The sequence below is a fragment of the Microbacterium sp. PRF11 genome (assembly GCF_031844085.1).
In the GTDB taxonomy this organism is placed as follows: Bacteria; Actinomycetota; Actinomycetes; order Actinomycetales; family Microbacteriaceae; genus Microbacterium.
Genome location: NZ_JAUZUP010000003.1, coordinates 133,088 through 152,898, shown reverse-complemented (window position 1 = coordinate 152,898; position 19,811 = coordinate 133,088). Strand labels below are relative to the sequence as shown.

Annotated in this window: 21 protein-coding genes; 7 read left to right on the top strand and 14 right to left on the bottom strand. The window is 71.0% G+C overall.

Going from position 1 to position 19,811, the window contains the following annotated elements; translation table 11 throughout:
• Positions 1-66 precede the first annotated feature (66 nt).
• Together Q9R20_RS09505 and Q9R20_RS09500 are read right to left on the bottom strand one after the other, a co-directional pair.
• The gene (locus Q9R20_RS09505) at positions 67-756 is read right to left on the bottom strand and encodes a DedA family protein (RefSeq protein WP_311249117.1); all 690 of its coding nucleotides are present in this window, start codon (positions 754-756) and stop codon (positions 67-69) included.
• Between the two features lie 99 nt (positions 757-855).
• The gene (locus Q9R20_RS09500) at positions 856-1,245 is read right to left on the bottom strand and encodes a DUF6264 family protein (RefSeq protein WP_311249116.1); all 390 of its coding nucleotides are present in this window, start codon (positions 1,243-1,245) and stop codon (positions 856-858) included.
• A gap of 58 nt (positions 1,246-1,303) precedes the next feature.
• Here Q9R20_RS09500 and aspS point away from each other — a divergent pair, with 58 nt between their 5' ends.
• Together aspS and Q9R20_RS09490 are read left to right on the top strand one after the other, a co-directional pair.
• On the top strand, positions 1,304-2,641 hold the full coding sequence (gene aspS / locus Q9R20_RS09495) for an aspartate--tRNA(Asn) ligase (RefSeq protein ID WP_311249115.1): 1,338 nt from the start codon (positions 1,304-1,306) through the stop codon (positions 2,639-2,641).
• Positions 2,642-2,717: 76 nt separating this feature from the next.
• Entirely contained in the window at positions 2,718-3,782 is a 1,065-nt protein-coding gene (locus Q9R20_RS09490; protein WP_311249114.1) for an ABC transporter ATP-binding protein, read from the top strand.
• 40 nt (positions 3,783-3,822) lie between these two features.
• Here Q9R20_RS09490 and Q9R20_RS09485 read toward each other — a convergent pair whose 3' ends face one another.
• The 8 genes from Q9R20_RS09485 to Q9R20_RS09450 all read right to left on the bottom strand — a co-directional run bounded on the left by Q9R20_RS09485 (position 3,823) and on the right by Q9R20_RS09450 (position 9,579).
• A complete protein-coding gene (locus Q9R20_RS09485; protein WP_311249113.1) occupies positions 3,823-5,817 on the bottom strand; it encodes a hypothetical protein in 1,995 nt (664 codons plus the stop codon).
• A complete protein-coding gene (locus tag Q9R20_RS09480; protein ID WP_311249112.1) occupies positions 5,814-7,586 on the bottom strand; it encodes a S53 family peptidase in 1,773 nt (590 codons plus the stop codon). Before Q9R20_RS09480 ends, Q9R20_RS09485 begins: the two co-directional genes overlap by 4 nt.
• 110 nt (positions 7,587-7,696) lie before the next feature.
• The gene (locus Q9R20_RS09475) at positions 7,697-7,999 is read right to left on the bottom strand and encodes a Dabb family protein (protein WP_311249111.1); all 303 of its coding nucleotides are present in this window, start codon (positions 7,997-7,999) and stop codon (positions 7,697-7,699) included.
• Positions 7,996-8,274: a glutaredoxin family protein gene (locus tag Q9R20_RS09470; RefSeq protein WP_295839865.1), complete on the bottom strand. Its 279-nt coding sequence runs from the start codon at positions 8,272-8,274 to the stop codon at positions 7,996-7,998. The genes Q9R20_RS09475 and Q9R20_RS09470 overlap by 4 nt, the downstream gene beginning before the upstream one ends.
• Before the next feature lie 28 nt (positions 8,275-8,302).
• Complete coding sequence (locus Q9R20_RS09465; protein ID WP_295839866.1) at positions 8,303-8,596, bottom strand: rhodanese-like domain-containing protein; 294 nt, start codon at positions 8,594-8,596, stop codon at positions 8,303-8,305.
• 76 nt (positions 8,597-8,672) lie between these two features.
• A complete protein-coding gene (locus tag Q9R20_RS09460) occupies positions 8,673-8,771 on the bottom strand; it encodes a 30S ribosomal protein bS22 (RefSeq protein WP_003792170.1) in 99 nt (32 codons plus the stop codon).
• 81 nt (positions 8,772-8,852) lie between these two features.
• Complete coding sequence (locus Q9R20_RS09455) at positions 8,853-9,044, bottom strand: helix-turn-helix domain-containing protein (RefSeq protein WP_230010487.1); 192 nt, start codon at positions 9,042-9,044, stop codon at positions 8,853-8,855.
• A 139-nt stretch (positions 9,045-9,183) separates the two neighbouring features.
• Positions 9,184-9,579 (bottom strand): metalloregulator ArsR/SmtB family transcription factor, encoded by a 396-nt coding sequence (locus tag Q9R20_RS09450; protein ID WP_311249110.1) that lies wholly within the window; start codon positions 9,577-9,579, stop codon positions 9,184-9,186.
• 138 nt (positions 9,580-9,717) lie between these two features.
• On the opposite strand from Q9R20_RS09450, the gene Q9R20_RS09445 reads away from it, so the two are divergent.
• Both Q9R20_RS09445 and Q9R20_RS09440 read left to right on the top strand, forming a co-directional pair.
• Positions 9,718-11,088, top strand: coding sequence for a potassium transporter TrkG (locus Q9R20_RS09445; RefSeq protein ID WP_311249449.1), 1,371 nt, complete (start codon positions 9,718-9,720; stop codon positions 11,086-11,088).
• On the top strand, positions 11,081-11,752 hold the full coding sequence (locus Q9R20_RS09440; protein ID WP_295840330.1) for a TrkA family potassium uptake protein: 672 nt from the start codon (positions 11,081-11,083) through the stop codon (positions 11,750-11,752). Before Q9R20_RS09445 ends, Q9R20_RS09440 begins: the two co-directional genes overlap by 8 nt.
• Here Q9R20_RS09440 and Q9R20_RS09435 read toward each other — a convergent pair.
• The gene (locus Q9R20_RS09435) at positions 11,749-12,036 is read right to left on the bottom strand and encodes a DUF1905 domain-containing protein (protein ID WP_311249109.1); all 288 of its coding nucleotides are present in this window, start codon (positions 12,034-12,036) and stop codon (positions 11,749-11,751) included. The two genes, Q9R20_RS09440 and Q9R20_RS09435, sit on opposite strands and share 4 nt — an antisense overlap.
• Before the next feature lies 1 nt (position 12,037).
• Complete coding sequence (gene proC / locus Q9R20_RS09430; protein WP_311249108.1) at positions 12,038-12,883, bottom strand: pyrroline-5-carboxylate reductase; 846 nt, start codon at positions 12,881-12,883, stop codon at positions 12,038-12,040.
• A 122-nt stretch (positions 12,884-13,005) separates the two neighbouring features.
• Here proC and Q9R20_RS09425 point away from each other — a divergent pair, with 122 nt between their 5' ends.
• Together Q9R20_RS09425 and Q9R20_RS09420 are read left to right on the top strand one after the other, a co-directional pair.
• Positions 13,006-14,118 carry an alpha/beta hydrolase gene (locus Q9R20_RS09425; protein WP_311249107.1) on the top strand — a complete coding sequence of 371 codons (1,113 nt, stop codon included), beginning with the start codon at positions 13,006-13,008 and terminating at the stop codon, positions 14,116-14,118.
• A gap of 25 nt (positions 14,119-14,143) precedes the next feature.
• Positions 14,144-15,073 (top strand): LLM class F420-dependent oxidoreductase, encoded by a 930-nt coding sequence (locus Q9R20_RS09420; protein WP_311249106.1) that lies wholly within the window; start codon positions 14,144-14,146, stop codon positions 15,071-15,073.
• A 4-nt stretch (positions 15,074-15,077) separates the two neighbouring features.
• Here Q9R20_RS09420 and tadA read toward each other — a convergent pair whose 3' ends face one another.
• Positions 15,078-15,509, bottom strand: a complete 432-nt coding sequence (tadA, locus tag Q9R20_RS09415) for a tRNA adenosine(34) deaminase TadA (RefSeq protein WP_311249448.1) — start codon at positions 15,507-15,509, stop codon at positions 15,078-15,080.
• Between the two features lie 85 nt (positions 15,510-15,594).
• Here tadA and upp point away from each other — a divergent pair, with 85 nt between their 5' ends.
• Positions 15,595-16,227 carry a uracil phosphoribosyltransferase gene (upp, locus tag Q9R20_RS09410; RefSeq protein ID WP_311249105.1) on the top strand — a complete coding sequence of 211 codons (633 nt, stop codon included), beginning with the start codon at positions 15,595-15,597 and terminating at the stop codon, positions 16,225-16,227.
• On the opposite strand, the gene Q9R20_RS09405 is transcribed toward upp, so the two are convergent.
• On the bottom strand, positions 16,212-19,778 hold the full coding sequence (locus tag Q9R20_RS09405; protein WP_311249104.1) for a TM0106 family RecB-like putative nuclease: 3,567 nt from the start codon (positions 19,776-19,778) through the stop codon (positions 16,212-16,214). The two genes, upp and Q9R20_RS09405, sit on opposite strands and share 16 nt — an antisense overlap.
• Between the last annotated feature and the right edge of the window lie 33 nt (positions 19,779-19,811).

Sequence of the window (19,811 nt, the reverse complement as noted above, 5' to 3'; positions counted from 1 at the left end):
ACGGGCGGGGTCTGTGGTCTGACTGAGTCCGGCAGCCGGTTGCTTCGACGTGGAGACAACCGCCGTTCAGGCGTCTTTGCGCGCCGCCAGCAGGGACCGCACCCGGGAGTACAGGAACCACGCCACGCCGATCGCGACGGCGGCGATGACGACGTACTGCAGGATCGAGGCGTACTCCTCGACGATGTGCCAGTTCTCGCCGAGCAGGTAGCCCGACAGCACGAAGATGGTGTTCCAGATGAGGCTGCCCGCACCGGTGAGGAGGCCGAAGCGCCACAGCGGCATCTTCGACACCCCCGCGGGGATCGAGATGAGGCTGCGGAAGATCGGGATCATGCGGCCGAAGAACACGGCCTTGCCGCCGTGCCGCTCGAACCACGCCACCGTCCGGTCGACGTCCTCGGGGTGCAGCAGCGGCATCTTCGCGGCGAAGGAGCGCAGTCGCGCCGCCCCGAGCCAGCGGCCGAGGCCGTAGAGCATGAACGCGCCGACGACGGAGCCGACGGTCGTCCACAGCAGCGCCTCGAACAGCGTGAACGAGCCGCGGCTGGCGGTGAGGCCCGCCATCGGCAGCACGACCTCGCTCGGCAGGGGCGGGAAGAGGTTCTCCAGCGCGATGGCGACGCCGGCGCCCACCGGACCGATGACCTCCATGAGCGAGACGGTCCAGTCGGCCAGGGCCGTCAGCCAGGACTGGTCCTCCCCGGAGGAGGCGCCCTGCTGCAGCGGGGGGAGGGAGAGGGTCGTGTCGGTCATCGGGTGCCTTCGCGCTCGGTGATCGGCCGCCCGGCCGGACGCCCGCCCCCAGGCTAGAGCCCGGTCACGGCCGGTTCCTGGGGGTTGCCCCGGAGCGGATCAGGATGCCGAGACCCCGGCGCCCACCAGGGCGGCGGCGATGAACCAGAAGACGACCATCGCCGCGGTCGCCGCCAGCGGCACCCAGAAGGCGAGGCGGCGGCGCACGAGCCGCACGACGGCCACGACCACCGCGAGCAGCAGGATCGCCCACGGCGCGATGACCGCCATCCAGAACCCGGTGTTCATGAGCCCCGGGTCGCACGTCGTGCTGACGCAGGCGTCGGTGGCCAGGGTCAGCAGCGCCCCGGCGTAGGTCGCGGCCACCGCGAGCAGCGGCAGGAGCACGAGCAGCACGACGGTGAGGACCGTGTCCCACGTCCGTCCCTGCCGGGCCGCCGGTTCGGGCCGCAGGGTCCGGAAGGACTCCGGCGGCAGCGAATAGGTCACGCCCCCATGCTAGGTGGCGCCCACGGGCGCGGCGACGGCGCACGTAGACTGGACGATCGTGAGCGAACGCGTCCTGGTCAACCAGCTGAAATCCCTCCCCGCCGGCCCCGTCGAGGTGTCGGGATGGGTCGAAACCGTGCGCGACCAGAAGAAGGTGCAGTTCGTCGTCCTGCGCGACGAGACGGGGGCGGTGCAGCTGGTGAACCCGGCGACGCGTCCGTCCGACGAGGTCGAACAGGATGCCGCTGCCCTCGCGCTCACCGAGACGATCGGCGCCCTGGCGACCGGCACGTTCCTCACCGTGCGCGGCGAGCTCAAGCACGACGAACGTGTGAAGCTCGGTGGCGTCGAGATCAAGGTCGGCGAGCTGGTCATCGCGGCCGCCGCCAACCCCGAGACGCCGATCGCCGCCGACAGCAGCCCTGACAAGCGCATGGACTGGCGTTTTCTCGACCTGCGTCAGCGTCGCAACAACCTCATCTTCCGCGTGCAGACCACCCTCGAGCACGCGATGCGCACGTACTGGATCGAGCGCGACTACATCGAGGTGCACTCCCCCAAGCTCATGGCATCCCCCTCCGAGAGCAACGCCGAGCTGTTCGAGGTGCCCTACTTCGAAGACAAGACCGCCTACCTCGCCCAGAGCCCGCAGTTCTTCAAGCAGATGGCCCAGGTCGCCGGCTTCGGCAAGATCTTCGAGATCGCGCCCGCGTTCCGCGCCGACCCCTCCTTCACGAGCCGTCACGCCACCGAGTTCACCTCGATCGACGCCGAGATCAGCTGGATCGACTCGCACGAAGACGTCGCCCGCATGCAGGAGGAGCTGCTGCACTCGGCGTTCCAGGCGGTGGCCGACAAGCACGGCGCCGAGATCCAGGAGCTGTTCGGCATCGAGGTGCAGGTGCCGGCCCTGCCGTTCCCGCGCATCCCGCTCGCCGAGGCGCGCGAGATCGTCGCCGCGCGCGGCTACGACATCCCCCGCACCGACGGCGACCTCGACCCCGAGGGCGAGCGCCAGATCGCCGCGCACGTCGCCGAGACCTTCGGCCACCAGTTCGTCTTCATCACCGACTACCACCCGGAGATCCGCGCTTTCTATCACATGCGCGACGAGGAGACCGGGCTCACCAAGTCGTACGACCTGCTGTTCAACGGTGTCGAGATCACCACGGGAGCACAGCGCGAGCACCGCGTCGACGTCTTGATCGAACAGGCCAAGGAGAAGGGGCTCGACCCCGAGCACCTGGACTTCTACCTCGACTTCTTCCGCTTCGGCGCTCCCCCACATGGCGGATTCGGCATGGGCCTGGCGCGCGTGCTCATGCTGCTGCTGGGCGAGTCGTCGATCCGCGAGGTCACCTACCTCTTCCGCGGACCGACGCGTCTCGCGCCGTAAAAGGTTCCGACGAGCGACGCCCGGGGTTCACTCCCCGGGCGTTCGCATGTCATCGGCGGAATCTATCGTGAGCGGCATGGTCGCCGTCTCACCCGTGGATCCGTCGTCTCCGGACGCAGCACGATCCGTCGGCTGGTCGGTGTCGCTGCGTGGCGTCGGCCGCGATCGGGCGGGAACGCCGATCCTCCGCGACATCGACCTCGAGATCGCGCCGGGCCGCATCGTGGCCTTCGTCGGCCCCTCGGGATGCGGCGCCTCGACGCTGCTCCGCCTGGTCAGCGGTGCGGAGCGTCCCGACACGGGCACGGTCGAGATCGAGGGGCGGCTCGGCGCCGCCGCGCCCCGCGTCCTCGAGGTGCGCGATCGCGCCCCCGTCGCCCGCTTCGGTCGCGCGAGGACCGGGATCGTCGCGGCCGCCCGCCTGGCGGGATCCGCGCATGCCGAGGCGGAGGCCGATCGGCTGTGCGCCCTGGTAGGGCTCTCCGGCGCCGACAAGAGCGTGCACCGCCTGTCGCACGGCGACCGTCAGCGCTGGGCGATCGCCCGCGCCCTCGCCTCGCGGCCCCGCGCGATCGTGCTCGATGACGCCCTGGCCGCCCTGCACACCACCGCCCGCGCCGAGACGCGCGACCGCCTGGTGCGCGAGCTGCGCGATCGCGGTGTCACCACCCTCTGGGCGACGCGGGACACCGCCGAAGCGGCGGCGGTCGCCGACGAACTGGTGATCATGGATGCCGGCCGCATCGTCGCCGCGGGTTGCCCGGACGAGGTCTATGCGCGTCTGTCGGACGCGGCGGTCGCCGAGGTCCTCGGGCCGGTCAGCGCCGTTCCGGGAATCGTCGAGGGTCTCACCGTCGAGGTGTGGGGTCAGGAACTCCCGCTCGCGGAGTCCGCGCACGACGGGCACTGCGAGGTCGTCGTGCGCCCCGAGAACGTCCTGCTCGTCGGCCCCGACTCCCCCGGGGTCGACGGCGTGGTCGAGGAATCGACCTTCCTCGGCAGCGTCCGCCGCTCGACGGTGCTCACGAGCGACGGCAGTCGCGTCGTCGTCGAGCACGCGCCCGAGCGGCGTCTCGGCGACCGTGAACCCGTGCGACTCGCTCTCGCAATCGTGCCGGCCACGGTTCGCCCGATCGGCTGAGCGGGCAGGGGCTCCGGGACGCACCCGGAGCCCCCTCCCTTCACTCGCGCCGCGTGCGACGGCGTCGGGTGAAGACGATCAGGACGGCGCCGCCGACCGCCGCGAACAGTCCCGCGCCCATCAGTCCGGGGAGAGCCGACACATCCGCGCCGGTTCTCGCCAGAGGACCAGACGTCGATGCGGTGCCCCCGACGGCGACACGCACGTCGTTCATGCCGATCGGACCGGGCGAGAGCTGCTCCGAAGACGAGCCCCCCGAGGGCTGTGGCTGCGGGGCGGGCGACGTCCCGCCCCCCGCGTCGGGCGACTGGCGCGGAGCGTCGGCCGTGACGACGCCGACCCGCACGAACGCGCCGAGACCGCGACGGTCATCGACCTCGAGAGCGACGGCGGTCTGCGCCTGCCCGTCGACCGCTTGCGTGTTCAGCGTGATCACCGCCGTGCGCCCCGCGACGGCGAAGCGGGTTCCGGCCGCCACCGCCCCCGCCGGAACCGCCTGCCCGGCCACTGTTCCACCCCCGGTGGTCAGCGTCGTCCCGGCCGATGTGACCTCGAGGCGCACGTTCCGCAGCGACACCTCCACGGCGGTTCCGGGATAGAGGACGAGGTCGTCCACCCCGACCGAGGCCGCCGTATCGGAGCTGACGGTCTCGATGCCGCGGACGGAGATCTGCCCGGCGTACCCGTCGGTCACCGCCTGTCCGCCGGCGCCGCCGGATGCGACGTGCGCGATCTTCGTCTCCCCGGGCGCCGCGACGAAAGCCGGGGCGATCGCCGAGGGACCCGTGGCGTCGACCGCGAAGGCGTATCGCGCGGGTAGCGGCGGCGCGGTGGTCGTCGTCGGCTCGGGCGTCGGTGTGGATCCACCCGCCGAGGCAGACCACCGCACGACCCCGAGGCTGACCGCGGGGTAGACGCCGGTGAGGTCTTCGTAACGCAGCGCGGTGATCAGCACGCTGCCGTCGCTCTGCGCGACGCGCTCGTTCAGGTGGACGCGCACGCGTGGTGTGCCCATGGCATCCACGCCCGTGTAGAGGTCGGTTCCCGTGTTGATCCAGATGCCGTTGACGAAGACCGCGGATCCGGTGTCGGCGAAGGTCACGCGTGATGAGCCGTCGGCGTCCACCGTGAGACGCAGGCCGTAGACGCGCAGGGCCGACCACATGTACTCGCCGACCGAAGAGGTGTCCGGCACCTGACGGAACGCTCCCACCGAGACCGCGCTTGATCCGTCCGCCGCATGCGCGACGGTCACGTCCGAGGCCGTCGACGCCGGAGCGGTTCCGCTCACCGTCTGCGCGGAGACCGACCCCTCGGCATCCAGGTGCGGGGCTCCCGGGATGAGGGCAGCTCCGCTCGGCGACGTGACGGTGACGCCCGAGACCAGGGCGGGCGACGCCGAAGCGGTCGGAGCGCAGGCGACGACGCCGAGACGTATACGCCAGATCTCGGACCAGCCCGCTTCGGCCTCGATCCGCAGCGCCGTCACCTGGGCCCGACCGCGGTCGACGGCGCGCTCCCCCACGATCAGTCGCGTCGAGCCCCACGTGTCGGAGGGGGGCAGGGCGACGGTGTACCCCGCCGAGAGCTTCGCCGTGTTCAAGACGTTCTTGCCGTCGACGGTCAGGGTGTCGAACGTCACCGAGGTGCTGCCATCCGTCCCGCAGCTGGCGCGGAGCCCGGTGAAGGCGATCGGGACGCGATCACGCAGCTGGAACAGTCCGCTCTCGATCGTCGCCTGCGCGCCGTCGGAGGCTGCTCGGGACGTCAGACCCGTCGAACGGGTGGTGTTGAGCTTGAGCACATCGCCGGTCTGCGCGAGGGAGTCCTCGACCGTGGCTCCCCTCGTCCATTCGCTCAGGGGGGCGGGCTGCTGGAGCGTGCCGCCGTCGGCATCGAGCATCTGGATGCCGGAGGCCGAGGTCGAGGGAATCGTCACCGCGGCGTTCGCGGGGACGACCCCGGCGACGACGGCGGCTGTCACCACCGCGCCGGCGAGAAGGCCGACGAATCGGGTAAGAGGACGCGAGATCACTGGTCTGCTCCGAATCGGTCGAGGAAGTCTGCGCCGTTCGGGATGCCGACGCCGGTCACCGGGTCCCACCCGGTGGCCGATTGAAGGGACTGCGGACGCGTATCCCAGAGGTAGAGGGTCTCGAGCCAGAGCTGACCGGTTCCCTTGTCGCGGCGGTACCACGTACCGGCGGACGCGGGCACGATGTCACGGATCGCGCTCGACCCGGACAGCCGGTAGAGGAAGGGCGCGGCTAGGCCGACTTTCACCCCCGTGCGCGCCTTGGCGATGGCCACCATGCTCGCGACCATCGGCGTGGCCAGGCTCGTCCCCCCGTGGGCTTCGTACGACACCGCCCCGTCGCGGGGAACGGCCACGGTGAAGCCCGTGTTGGGGTCGGCCAGTGACGCGACGTCGGGGACGAGACGCCCCGACCCGGAGTGGGCGATGCGGTCGCTCTGCCAGCTCGGACGCGGGTAGAAGGCCGACTCTCCGCCCCCGGCCCCGTAGAGGAAGCCCGGCGGGATGATGCCCCCGTTCTGCGCGAAGCGGGTCTGCACCTCCCATCCGGACTCGACGGCGATGCCGTTGTCGGCGTCGAGGCCGATGCTGGCTCCGCCCACCGCGGTGACGTACGGGCTCGAGGCCGGTGTCGCCACGTCGGTTTCGTCGTGGTGGTCGCCGGCGAGGGAGTAATCACCGTCGTTGCCGCTCGAGGCGAACACCGACACGCCCCGAGACGCGGCTTCGACGAGGACGCGGTTCAGGAGAGTGCGGTCGGCATCGGTGTCGAGCTCCTCCGGGCCACCGAACGACAGCGACACCACACTCGGGGTGGTAGGAGCTTCGACCGCGTCGAGAACACGCAGATAGAGCGTCGCCGCGAGGCAGTCATCGGCACCCCAGTAGACGATGTCGGCGTCCGGCGCCATCGCGCGCACCGCCTGCACATCGAGGTGCTGCTCGACGGTCCATGCCGACGGGCCCCCGCACCGGGTGACGTCCGGATTCGAGGGCGCATAGTGGGTGTACTGGCCGGCGCGCAGTGTCGATAGGCCTTCCCGTGCGAAATACGTGTCGGTGTTGGCGGCGACCGTGTCGTCGTCGAAGACTCCGACGATCGCCACCGTCGCACCCGCGCCGCGCGCGTCGGCCGGAAGCTGGTGAACGGCCCGGAGCTGCGTAGGCCCGTACCCGCACAGCGCGTTGGAGCGATGCTCGACCTGGACCGACGAGGGCCACGACGACGAGAGCGTCTGACTCCAATAGGTGGCACAGTCGTCGCTCCGCGCGGGCGCGGGATCCGCACTGGGGCTCATGGCATCGGTGTCGACGAGTCCGGCGACGGACTCGATGGCGCTTCCCTCGCGGGGGACGGACAGATCGCGGGTGGGAGCGACGGCGGCGCGCCCGTCCACGCTCGTCTGACCGAACGCGGTGTCGAACGCGGACGCGAACGCCGACGCCGACCCGGTCACCGAGAGCGCGCGGATGCTCTCCCGGTCGCGGACGACATCGATCCCCACGGCCTGAAGCCACGAGCGCGCCGCGCTCACCTCCGCGGGGGTGGCCGAGTCGGCGAGGAGGACGGTGGCCGACAGGCGTGCATCCAGGGCGACCTCGGGGGCGGCGGATGCCCATCCGGGAGCGGTGGCGGCGAGGACGCGTCGCCCATCGGTGGGACCGGCCGACGCTGCGGGCGGGGCGCTGCAGGCGGTGGAGAGGGTCGCCGCGGCAATCACCAGGGCGGCCAGGGAAGTCGTCTGTCGACGACGAAGGCGTGGGGGCATGGATGGCTTTCTCGATCGGGGGTTCGGGTGAACCGATCGAGATCCTATCGATATTGAGAACCATTATCAGAAACGGTCCGCACGAAAGTCCGCGGGCGCCCCGCCACCGCTCAGAACGGGTAGTCGACCGAAGAGCGCTCCGCCACGACGGAGCGGACGAACGCCGCGACGTCCTGGTGAGCGGGGTGCACCTGATAGCGCTCGAGCGCGTCGACGTCGGCGAACTCGCTGACCAGAGCGACGTCCCAGTTCGACTGCGGGTTCACGACGTTGCGCCCCACCTCGATGTGCTGGATCTCGTCGATCACGGGGGCGAGGGCGAGCAGGCGCTCGGCGATCTGCTCGGCGTGCAGGGCGCGAGTGTCGGCGTCGTCCGCGGCCAGCTTCCACAGGACGATGTGGCGGATGCTCACGAAGAGGCTCCTTCGGTGTCGGCCGCGAGAAGCGCGGAACGCAGTCGATCGGCGGAGACCCGCCAGTGCGCGTGGAGTTCGCCGTCGATGAGGACGACCGGGATCTTCTCCCACCATGTGGCGTACAGATCGGCGTCGTCGGCGATCGAGGCCTGCTCGATCTCGACACGTCCGGCGACGTCTGCGGGGAGCTCCGCGACGACCGTCTCGACGATCTGCTCCGCCACCTCGCATAGATGGCACGCGGGCTTCCCGATCAGCGTGAGGGTCGTCACCCCTCCATCCTAGGAGGCGCGGGCGGGCTCAGGACTCGACGTCGTACCCCGCGGCGATCCATTCCCCGGTGCCGCCGTCGACGTTCGTCGCGTCGTGACCGCGCGCGGTGAGCGCCTCGACGACGCGCGCCGAACGGCCGCCCACCTGGCAGATGACGTCGAAGGGTTCGGCGGGCAGGTCGTCGAGGTGCTCGCCGAGGGTCGACATCGGCAGGTTCACCGCACCGGGCACGTGACCCGCGGCGAACTCGTGCTCCTCGCGCACGTCGATGAGGGGACGCTGGCGTCCCGCGTGCAGATCGTGGACCGAGATGGACTGCATGCTCTCCTCCGAGGAAGGCGGGGGTGGATACACGAAGCGCCCGTCGCAACGGACAGGCGCTCGGTGTGGTGGCCGCTTACTTCTTGTTGCGGCGCTGGTGACGAGTCTTGCGAAGCAGCTTGCGGTGCTTCTTCTTCGCCATGCGCTTACGGCGCTTCTTGATGACAGAACCCACGGAAAACCTCACTAAGTCGGGGTCTGGGTGCCGATGTCGGCCCCCGGGAACAGCAGGCGTTGAAAAAAGCCTCGGATCAGTCTAGCCGACGTCGGACGCCGGTCGTTGCACGGCTTCGGCGACGGCCGACTCGGGCACCCGATAGCTGCGCCCGAAGCGCACCGCGGGAAGCTCTCCGGCGTGCACGAGACGGTAGACCGTCATCTTCGACACGCGCATGAGTTCGGCGACCTCTGCGACCGTCAGGAACCGCACGTCCGGCAGCTCGGCCATCGCTCACCCCTCGTTCCGGGTGAACCCACCCTCTGATGCTGAGCACACTCTAGGGTCTGCGCGCGACGGCTGTAAACCTGTGTGCTTCTTGTGACGAATGTGCATTCCGGATGCCGTACGCAAGCGGCATCCGATCGGCTCACCGCCCGGGGAGCTTACGCAGCGCCGTCGAGAAGGAGTGCTTGACGGAGGCCGCAGCCCGGCCGACGACCTCGGCCGCGTGGACGGCCGACTCCGGCAGGGCCGGTTCGTTCTCGGCATCCACCGAGAAGAAGGGCACGAGCCAGTCGTCGACCTCGTCGAGCGGGGCGACGGCGAGGCTGTAGTAGCGATGCTGACCCTCTTCGCGGACCGAGACCAGCTCGGCCTCGCGCAGCACCTTGAGGTGCTTCGAGACCGTGGGCTGGCTCACACCCAATGCGGCCACGATCTGCGAGACGCTCGTGCCGCGCTCTCCACCGGTCACCCGATCGAGCAGCAGCTGAAGGATGTCGCGACGCGTCCCGTCAGCGATCACGTCGAAGATGTCCGCCATGGCATCAGATTAGCGGGCTCCATGGCCCGAGTACCATGAGGGTTCGGTCACCGAGAGGAGCGGCGCATGGCGGCGACGCCCAATGAGGCGCGACTGTCGACGCGACTGCGGCGCATCGCCTACGAGGCATGGGACCGCATGCGCAATCTCACGACAGCCTCTCCCGCGCGCTTCGCGGTCCTCGTCTTCGCGACGCTCATCCTGCTCTTCACCGCACTGTTCTCCCTTCCCGCCGCGTCGGCGGACGGACAGCGCGTCCCTCTGGCGGATGCCGTCTTCACGGCGGTGTCGACCATCTGCGTCACCGGGTTGTCGACGGTGAACATGTACACGCAGTGGTCGCCGCTGGGCCACGTCATCACCTACATCGGGGTCAACGTCGGCGCGCTGGGCGTGCTCACCCTCGCGTCGATCCTCGGGCTGGTCATCTCCAAGCGGCTCGGATTGCGCGCCAAGCTCATCGCCGCCGGCGACAGCAACCCGCTGCGTGCGCACGGCGGGCCGGTCAACGAGGGCCAGACCGTGCGCCTGGGCGAGGTCGGTCAGCTGCTGCGCACCGTCGCGCTGTCGACGCTCGTCATCGAGGCCGCGCTCACCGTCCTCATCTACCCGTCGCTCGTCATCGGCGGCATCGACCCACTGGTGGCTCTGTGGGAGGCGCCGTATTACGCCGCCATGGCGTTCACGAACACCGGGTTCGTCCCCAACGCCGACGGACTCACCCCGTTCGCGAAGGACTACTTCCTGCTCAGCGTGCTGATGCTGGGCGTCTTCCTCGGATCGATCGGCTTCCCGGTCATCTTCACGCTGTGGCGGCACTACTGGCGGTTCCGTCTGTGGTCGCTGCACGCCAAGCTGACGATCATCACCACCGTGGTGCTCTTCGTCGCCGGCGCGGGCGTCATTCTGCTGCTGGAATACGATAACCCCCTCACCTTCGGCAGCATGGACGCCTGGGACACCACCTTCCAGGCCTTCTTCCTGTCGGCGATGACGCGGTCCGGCGGGTTCAGCGTCATCGACATCGGCGACCTCAACGGCGCGACGCTTATCGTCGGGTCGATGCTCATGTTCGTCGGCGGGGGGTCGGCATCCACCGCCGGCGGCATCAAGGTCACGACCCTGGCGGTCCTGGCGCTGGCGGTGTGGTCCGAGGCGAAGGGTCGCCCCTCGGTGCAGGCGTTCGGCCGTCGCATCCCGAGCGACGTGCAGCGCGTGGCCCTGTCGGTCGTGGCGTGGGGCGCGACCATCGTGGCGCTGTCGACCGTCATCATCAGCCGCATCACCAACGCGCCCATCGAGTACGTGCTGTTCGACGTCATCTCCGGCTTCGCCACGGTGGGGCTGTCGACCGGCCTGACCGCCGAGCTGCCCGATTCCGCCGTCTACGTGTTGGCGGCGACGATGTTCATGGGGCGCATTGGTACTGTGACTCTCGCCGCGGCGGTCGCCGCGTCTTCTCGTTCGCAGCTGTACGCGCTGCCGGTGGAAAGGCCGATCGTTGGTTGAACGGATTCGCAGCGACGCGCCCGTCCTGGTGATCGGGCTCGGCCGCTTCGGCGCCGCCTGCGCCGGGGAGCTCGACCGGCTCGACCGCGAGGTGCTCGCCGTCGACGGCAACCTCGAGCTCGTGCAGAAGTGGTCCGAGCGCGTCACGCACGCCGTGCAGGCCGATGCCCGCAACATCGACGCGCTTCGTCAGATCGGCGCTCAGGACTTCCAGGTCGCGGTGGTGGCCGTGGGCTCGCTGATCGAGGCCTCGGTGCTCATCACCGCGAACCTCGTCGACCTGAAGGTGCCGCAGATCTGGGCGAAGGCCGTCTCGCAGTCGCACGGCAAGATCCTGGCGCGCGTCGGCGCGAACCACGTCATCTACCCCGAGGCCGAAGCCGGCGAGCGCGTCGCGCACCTCGTCAGCGGTCGCATGCTCGACTTCATCCGCTTCGACGACGACTTCGTCCTGGCCAAGATGTACCCGCCGCGGCTCGTGCGCGGGGTCGGGCTCAACGAATCCGGCGTCCGCACCAAGTACAACGTCACCGTCGTCGGGGTGAAGAGTCCCGGTCGCCCGTTCCGTTACGCCGAGGCGAACACCGTGGTCACCAACCACGACCTCATCATCGTGTCGGGCACCAACAGCGACATCGAGCGGTTCGCGGCCCTCGACCGCTAGGCGTCGATGTCGAGGACGACCTCGACCTCGTCGTCGACGCCGAGGTCCTCGGCATCCTGGAGCGCCTTCTTCACCGGGACGACGTAGCCGCCGTCCTTCGGCCAGAGCGAGGTCGTCACGGTCGTCGCGCCGATCGTGACGGATGCCGGGATCATGCCCCAGCCGTAGGTGACGACGGGGGCGATCCCGGCGATGAGCGCGGCCTCGGCGGCGGGCACGGTGACGAAGTGGAACGGTGCGGGACCGCGCCAGTACCAGATCGGTCCCGAGAAGCGCAGACGCACGTCAGCTCCCGGCGGCGAGCTCTTTCGCCCGGGCGAGGGCGGCTTCGGCGGCTTCGGTGAACGTGTCGTCGAGACGGGCGTCCTGCAGGACCGCGACGGCCCGCTCGGTCGTGCCCTTGGGGCTGGTGACGCGGCGGCGCAGCTCGGCGGGTTCGACGTCGGCGGATGCCATCAGAGCGGTCGCCCCGATGAAGGTCTGCTCGGCGAGCAGTCGCGCCTGGTCGTGGTCGAAGCCCATGCGCTCGGCCGCCGCGGTGAAGTGCTCGACGAGGAGGAACACGTAGGCGGGTCCGGAACCGGAGATGGTCGACAGCGCGTCGATCTGCGCCTCGGGGACCTCCACGACCGAGCCCACGGTCTCGAAGAGCCGGCGCACCACCGCGAGGTCGTCCGCCGAGGCGGCGCCTCCGGCGGCGAGACCGGTGACGCCCTTGCCGACGAGCGAGGGGGTGTTCGGCATCGAGCGCAGCGTCGCGACCTCGTCGCCCAGGTGGCGCGCGAAGGTGGCCAGGGTGACGCCGGCCGCCAGACTCACAACGATCGCGCCGGGGCGCAGGTGGGGCGCGATCTCGTCGAGCAGGTCGGGCACCATCGCCGGCTTGACGCCCACGAGCACGATGTCGGCGGAGGCCACGGCACGGGCGTTGCCGTCGGGCTCCTCCTCGAGCGCGATGCTGGTCACGCCCTCGAGCCCGGCGAGCTCCGCCGCCTTGGCGCCCGTGCGGTTCGTCGCGGTGACTCCCCCGCCCGTCAGCCCCGCGGCGACGAGCCCGTGGAGGATCGCTCCGCCCATCGAGCCCGCACCGATGATCGCGATCGGGGGGAGGGAGGTCGTGGCATCCGTCATGCGCCTCAGTCTATGAACTGCGCCCCGCGCCTCGGACAAGCCCGAGTGCTTCTCCGAGGGGCGCGCGTTAGGCTCAAGACGCGGTGTACCGGGGCACCGGCGAGCGACACGGAGGACCTCCCATGACTCTCTTCGACGGCATCCGCGCCCGACTGGTCGAGACCGACCGGCTGGGCGTCAACGTGCTCGAACGCGTCGGCGACGACGAGGCCACGGCCCCCGACCAGACCGTCGTGTTCGTGCACGGCAGCGTCGCCTCCTCGCTGCTGTGGCAGGAGATCATGCAGGACCTCCCGAGCGACCTGCGCGTGCTCGCGGTCGACCTGCGCGGCTTCGGCCGCACGGAGCACTCGCCCATCGACGCGACCCGGGGCGTGCGCGACTTCAGCGACGATCTCTTCGCCGCCCTGCACGCGCTGGGCGCGGCCGATGCGCACCTGGTCGGCTGGGCGCTGGGCGGCGCCGTCGTGCTGCAGTACGCCCTCGAGCACCCCGTGCGCTCGCTCACCCTGCAGGCGCCCGTCTCGCCCTACGGCTTCGGCGGCACCCGCCGCGACGGCTCGCGCGTGAACGACGAGGATGCGGGCGTCGGCGCCGGCACGGCGAACCCCGACTTCGTGCAGCGCCTGATCGACCACGACACTTCCGCCGACGCCCCGACGTCGCCGCGGTCGGTCTTCCGCTCCACCTACGTCGCCCCCGGGTACGAGAGCGAGCACGAGGACGTGTGGGTCGAGGCAATGCTCTCCACCTCGACCGCCGGCGGGAACTACCCGGGCGACGTCGTCGCGACCTCGACGTGGCCCGGCTTCGCGCCCGGCACCACCGGCGTGCTGAACACGCTCGCACCGAAGTACTTCGACGTCTCGGGGATCGTCGACCTCGAGCGCAAGCCCGCGATCCTGTGGATCCGAGGCACCGCGGACGCCGTCGTCTCCGATGCGTCGTTCTCCGACCCCCACCACCTGGGCGCCCTGGGCGTGATCCCCGACTGGCCCGGTGCCGACGTCGCCCCCGCGCAGCCCATGGTCTCGCAGACCCGCGACGTCCTCGACGCGTACGCGGCCGCGGGCGGCGCGGTGACCGAGGTCGCCGTCGAGGGAGCCGGTCACTCGGTGCACCTCGAGCGTCCCGCGCAGTTCCGCCGGGCCCTGCTCGAGCACATCGGATACGTCGGCCGCCCGGCCGATCCGGCGCCGCCCACCGAGGCGATCATCCTGCGTTCGGCCGACTGACACCGCGACCCCCGGGAGCCACGACGTGGAGTACTGCCTGTTCACCGAGCCCCAGCAGGGCTTCACCTACGACGACCAGCTCGCCTTCGCGCGCTCGGCCGAACGGCACGGGCTGGACGGCTTCTTCCGCTCCGACCACTACCTGCGCATGGGCGAGGGCGATCCGCTCCCCGGACCGACCGACGCCTGGACGACGCTGGCCGGTCTCGCGCGCGAGACCTCGCGCATCCGCCTCGGCACCCTGGTCTCGTCGGTGACGTACCGCGTGCCCGGCATCCTCGCGATCCAGGTCGCCCAGGTCGACGCGATGTCGGGCGGGCGCGTGGAGCTGGGCCTGGGGACCGGCTGGTTCCAGCGCGAGCACGAGGCGTACGGCATCCCCTTCCCCGCCAAGCGCTTCGACCTCCTCGAGGAGCAGCTGCAGGTCGTGACGGGTCTGTGGTCGACCCCGGATGCCGAGACCTTCACGTTCGAGGGCGAGCACTTCCGCCTCGATCGGGCGCCGGCGCTGCCGAAGCCCGTGCAGTCCCCCGTGCCCGTGATCGTCGGCGGCGGAGGACCGAAGCGCACCCCGGCGCTGGCCGCGCGGTACGCGACGGAATTCAACATCGGCTTCGTCGCCGAGGACGTCGTCGCCGAGAAGTTCGCGGTGGTGCGCGCCGCGTGCGGGGCGATCGACCGCGACCCCTCGACGTTGAAGCTCTCGGTCGCGCTCCCCACCGTCGTCGGCTCCGACGACGCCGAGATCGAGCGCCGCCTCGAAGCGATCGGGCGCACCCGCGAGGAGTTCGACGACGGGGCGAACATCATCGGGACGCCCGAGCAGGTGGCCGAGAAGGTCGAGCGGTTGCGCACGCTGGGTGCCGGGCGTGTGTACTTCCAGCTCATGGACCTCCGCGACGTCGATCACGCCGACCAGATCGGCGCCGAAGTCCTGCCGCTGCTGCCGCGCTGAGCGGTCAGCGCCGCTGCTCGAAGAACGTCGTCAGTCGAGCCGTCGCCTGCTCCTCCTCGACGCCGCCGATCACCTCGACGCGATGCGGCAGCCGACGGTCGCGCAGCAGGTCGTGCATGCTCCCCGCGGCACCGGCCTTGGCATCCCACGATCCGAACACCACCCGGGGCACCCGCGCCTGCAGGATCGCCCCCGCGCACATGACGCACGGTTCGAGGGTGACCACGAGGGTGCAGTCGGCGAGGTGCCACGTCCCCATCCGGGATGCCGCCTCCCGCAACGCCACGATCTCGGCGTGCGCGGTGGGGTCGTGGGTCGCCTCGCGCAGGTTGCGGCCCTCGCCGATGACGCGCCCCTCGGCGTCGATCACGACCGCGCCCACGGGCACGTCGCCGTCGGCCGCCGCGGCGTCGGCGAGCGCGAACGCCCGCCGCATCGCGGCGAGGTCGGGGGCGGTCGGGATCACGCGGCTCCGATGAACGAGGCTGAGGGGGACGGGGGAAGCGGTTAGCCTTGAGCCTATGCGTGTCCACGTCGCCGACCACCCCCTCATCACCCACAAGCTCACGGTGCTGCGCGACGTGCAGACGTCGTCGCCGGTGTTCCGTCAGCTCACCGAGGAGCTCGTGACGCTCCTCGCGTACGAGGCGACCCGCAACGTCCGCGTCGATCCGATCGAGATCCAGACCCCCGTCACCACGACGATGGGCGTGAAGATCAGCGAGCCCCGCCCGATCGTCGTGCCGATCCTCCGCGCGGGCCTGGGCATGCTCGAGGGCATGGTGCGCCTGGTGCCGACCGCCGAGGTCGGCTTCCTCGGCATGGTCCGCGACGAGGAGACCTTCGAGCCGACGACCTACGCCGAGCGCCTCCCCGACGACCTCAGCGACCGTCAGTGCTTCGTCCTCGACCCGATGCTCGCCACCGGCGGCTCCCTCGGCGCCGCGATCAACTTCCTCTTCGCCCGCGGGGCACAGGACGTCACCGCGATCTGCCTGCTCGGGGCGCCCGAGGGCGTCGCCGCGATCGAGAAGCAGGTCGAGGGGCACGACGTCACCCTCGTGCTCGGCGCCGTCGACGAGCGCCTCAACGAGAAGGGCTACATCGTGCCCGGTCTCGGCGACGCCGGCGACCGCCTCTACGGCACGGCCTGAGCCTGGCGCACGGCGCTCGCGTCGACGAGGCGGGCGAAACCGCTCAGGCGCGCCACGCCCTCGGGCGTGCGCGGGAGGTCGTCGAGCAGCGCGGGCGAGTACACGACGTACGCGGCCTGCATGGCACGCGAGATCGCGACGTTGATGCGGTTGCGCAGCAGGAGGAACTCCAGACCCCGGGGGGCTTCCCGACCGGATGACGCCGCCATGGTGAGGATCGCGACCACGGCCTCCTTGCCCTGGAAACGGTCGACCGTCCCCACCGGCACGTCGGCGAGACCGGCCGCGGCGAGGGCCTCCTCGACGGCGACCTGCTGGGCGTTGTAGGGCGTGATGACGATGACGTCGTCGGGGCGGAGCGCTCGTGCCTCGCACACCGTCGCGGAGTCGCCCGCGCCGCCCTCGGCGCCGATCCATTCGCGTCCGACGAGCTCGGCGACCAGACGCGCGACCTCGTCGGCCTCTTCGATCGAGCACGTGGAGTTGCCGCGGTGGCGCACGGGGACGACGTGCACGCCCGGCTCGACCCCCTCTAGTCGGCGCAGGGCGGTCGAGGGGTGGGCCGCGAGGCGTCCCTCGTACGACAGACGCGACACCGGCTCGGCCACGGCCGGGTGCATCCGGCGCGTCCGTGCGAGGAAGTAGCCGAGCTCGGGCGGCACCACCTCGGCCCCGTCGATGATCCACCCCAGTGCCGACGTGTCGACCGGCTCGGGATGCGTTCCCTGACTCACCTGCGGCAGCTGCTGCGGGTCGCCCAGCAGCAGCAGGCGCTGCGCAGCGAGCGAGACGGCGATCGTCGAGGCGAGGGAGAACTGCCCCGCCTCGTCGATCACGAGCAGGTCGAGACTCCCCCGCGGGATGCGGGCCTCGTGACTGAAGTCCCACGCGGTCCCGCCGACGACGAAGCCGTGCGCGGCGTTCTCGTTCGTGAAGGCGGCGACGCCGTTCTTGGGCAGGACCGTGAACGCGTGGGAAGCGTTCGCGTCTTTCGGGGCCTTGCCGACCCGGGATGCCGGTACCCCGGCCGCGATGACCTGATCGAGCATGTGCTCGATCGTCGCGTGCGACTGCGCCACCACGCCGATGCGGTAGCCGCGCTCGGCGACGAGACGCGCGATGACGTGCGAGCCCACGTGGGTCTTGCCCGTCCCCGGAGGGCCCTGCACGGCGAGGTAGCTGTGGTCGAGATCGGCGACGCTGCGCGCGATGGCGGCGACCTCGTCGTCGCCGGCGGCGCCGTCGACGGAGGCCACCGGGGCGAGGGTCCCCGTGCGCGTTCGCGGGGGCACCCGGCGCAGGATGTCGGCGGCCGCCCCCTCGGGGATGCGGGGAGCCGCGGCGAGCACCGCGTCGGCCCAGGCATCGATGGCCTTCTGCTGGTTGCCGGCGCGCGGCGGGGCCGGCGGGGTGAGGGCGAGAGGCAGCTCGTCCCACGTGACGCCGTCGGCGGCGATCTCCTCGACGATCGCCCCGTCGTCGAGCACCTCGCGCACCGTCACCCGTCGCGCGCCGTGGATCCAGCGCGGGCGGACGTCGAGCGGGAAGGGCGCCGGGAGGTCGTAGACGGCGAAGGGCTCGGCATCCACGCTCAGGCGAGTGCCCGGAGCGAGCTCGCCGCGCAGCTCGACGAGGCGGCGCTCGGAGCCGCGCCCCGATTCGGCGAAGTGCCAGTCGGCCACGACCCGGGAGCGAGCGGCGTCGACCACGACGACGTCGCGCGTCTCTTCCCACACCGACACCGGCTCGCGCAGGCGCAGGAAGTGCGTGGCCCAGTAGGTCTTCTCTTCGCGCGGGTAGTAGTCGATCGCGGCGGCGGCGAGACGCAGCGCGGTCGCATCGGGCTGGGTGGCATCGGCGGCCCACCGCTGCAGCGAGGTCGCGCGCGTCGAGGGCTCGTACGCCTGTTCGTCGGGTTCGGCGCCGCGGGCCGGAACGGCTCCGGACTCGCGCGCGCGGTCGACGAGCCAGTCGCGCAGGCGGCGCGTCGAGACGCAGTCGTAGCGGTTGTAGTCGGCGAGGTCGTCGAGCACGCGCTGCGCGCCCTCGGCGTCGCCGTCGGCCGCGAGCGCCCGGGCCTCGACGTACTTCACGATCGAGTCGTCGCCGCGTTGCACGTCGCTCGTGCGCACCTCGGCCCCCATGTAGAGCGGTTCGAGCTTTTTGATGGAGTACGACCGCGATCCGACGCGCAGCGCGCGGCGCACGACGGGGTACAGATCGACGAAGACGCCGTCGCGCAGCAGGCGGTCGACGTCGGCCTCGCGCACCCCGTACCGGGCCGCCATCGTGAGCAGGTGCGTCGGCTCGTACGGGGCGTAGTGGTAGATGTGCATGTCGGGGTACTGCCGACGACGCAGCGCCACCATGTCGAGGAAGCGCTCGAGCGCCGCCCGCTCCTCGTCGAAGGTGTGCGCCCAGAGCGCCCCGTAGACCTCGCGGGTGTCGACCCAGCCGAAGAGGTAGTCGATGCCCCACTGTTCGCCGCGCCCCTCGGTGTAGAGCGGATCTCCCTCGAAGTCGAAGAAGAGGTCGCCGTGATCGGGCCGCGGCAGGACGCCGAGCGAGGTGGGCGCGACCACCTCGAAGGTGGGCACGGCGTGTTCGGGGGCGTCTGCTGAAGGGACCCCCGCCGGGCTGTCGAGCTGCAGACGGGCCTGCGTGCGCAGGGAGGCGAAGGTGTCGGCGCTCATCGCGGCCGGGGGTGAGGCGGCAGCGGCGAGATCGTCGATCGTGCGGATGCCGCCCGCGCGCAGCCGGTCGCGCTGGACCGGCCGCATGCCGGCGACGAGGAGAAGATCGCGGTGCGACACGACCTCGAGTTCGCACGTCGCGCAGCGTCCGCACGCGACGACGCCGAGATCGCCGCGGCCGTCGCCCCAGGAGATGACGGCGCCGGCCGTTCCCTCTTCGACTCGGCGGTCGGCGATCAGCGCTCGCAAGCGCTCGCGTCGCAATCCGAAGACCGGGAGGAGGTCGTCGACACGGTGGGTGCTGGTGCTGCTGTCGCCGAGGAGCAGCTGCACCTCGTCGGCACGAGCGACGCCCAGCCGGTCGAGCTGATCGACGTACGCCGCGAGCTGCATGAGCGCGGTGACCCGCGCCCGCCGGGCGAGCTTGGTGTCTTGCACGATCCAGGGGCGGACGCCGTCGGGTCCGGCCTCGTCGGCGCGGACGAGGAAGTCGGCGAAGCCGACGAACTCGTCGGTCGCGAACGCCGCCTGATAGACGACCTCGGCGAACGGGTCGGCCAGAGCGGCATCGGTCAGACGCACGGACTCGGCGAGCGCGTCGGCATCGGAGGAGCGGGCCGCGGGGATCTCACGCACGGCGTCGCCGAAGCGGGTGCGGTAGTCGTCGAGCACCCGGAGCTCGTGGGCGGTGCCGAGACGGGCCGCGCGTTCGAGGGTGGCGTCTTCGGGGTCGTCGACGGGGGCGATGCGGCCGATCTTCGCGTCGATCGCCCGCAGCCAGGCGAACTCGCACTCGGCCGCCGCCTTGAGATCGCTGGCGCTCCAGACGATCCGCCCGTCCTGTTCGATGTACCGCATGGTGTCCCACGCTAACCGGGGCCACCGACATCG

Excerpts from the sequence above, each read along its gene's own strand:
- tadA (WP_311249448.1), bottom strand. The coding sequence starts at position 15,509 with ATGCGGCGGGCGTTCGCGCTCGCCGACGCCGCGGCGGCCGACGGCGAC.
- Q9R20_RS09480 (WP_311249112.1), bottom strand. The coding sequence starts at position 7,586 with ATGCCCCCACGCCTTCGTCGTCGACAGACGACTTCCCTGGCCGCCCTG.
- Q9R20_RS09455 (WP_230010487.1), bottom strand. The coding sequence starts at position 9,044 with ATGGCCGAGCTGCCGGACGTGCGGTTCCTGACGGTCGCAGAGGTCGCC.
- upp (WP_311249105.1), top strand. The coding sequence starts at position 15,595 with ATGCGTGTCCACGTCGCCGACCACCCCCTCATCACCCACAAGCTCACG.
- Q9R20_RS09405 (WP_311249104.1), bottom strand. The coding sequence starts at position 19,778 with ATGCGGTACATCGAACAGGACGGGCGGATCGTCTGGAGCGCCAGCGAT.
- Q9R20_RS09445 (WP_311249449.1), top strand. The coding sequence starts at position 9,718 with ATGCGCAATCTCACGACAGCCTCTCCCGCGCGCTTCGCGGTCCTCGTC.
- proC (WP_311249108.1), bottom strand. The coding sequence starts at position 12,883 with ATGACGGATGCCACGACCTCCCTCCCCCCGATCGCGATCATCGGTGCG.
- Q9R20_RS09450 (WP_311249110.1), bottom strand. The coding sequence starts at position 9,579 with ATGGCGGACATCTTCGACGTGATCGCTGACGGGACGCGTCGCGACATC.
- Q9R20_RS09505 (WP_311249117.1), bottom strand. The coding sequence starts at position 756 with ATGACCGACACGACCCTCTCCCTCCCCCCGCTGCAGCAGGGCGCCTCC.
- Q9R20_RS09425 (WP_311249107.1), top strand. The coding sequence starts at position 13,006 with ATGACTCTCTTCGACGGCATCCGCGCCCGACTGGTCGAGACCGACCGG.
- Q9R20_RS09490 (WP_311249114.1), top strand. The coding sequence starts at position 2,718 with ATGGTCGCCGTCTCACCCGTGGATCCGTCGTCTCCGGACGCAGCACGA.
- Q9R20_RS09465 (WP_295839866.1), bottom strand. The coding sequence starts at position 8,596 with ATGCAGTCCATCTCGGTCCACGATCTGCACGCGGGACGCCAGCGTCCC.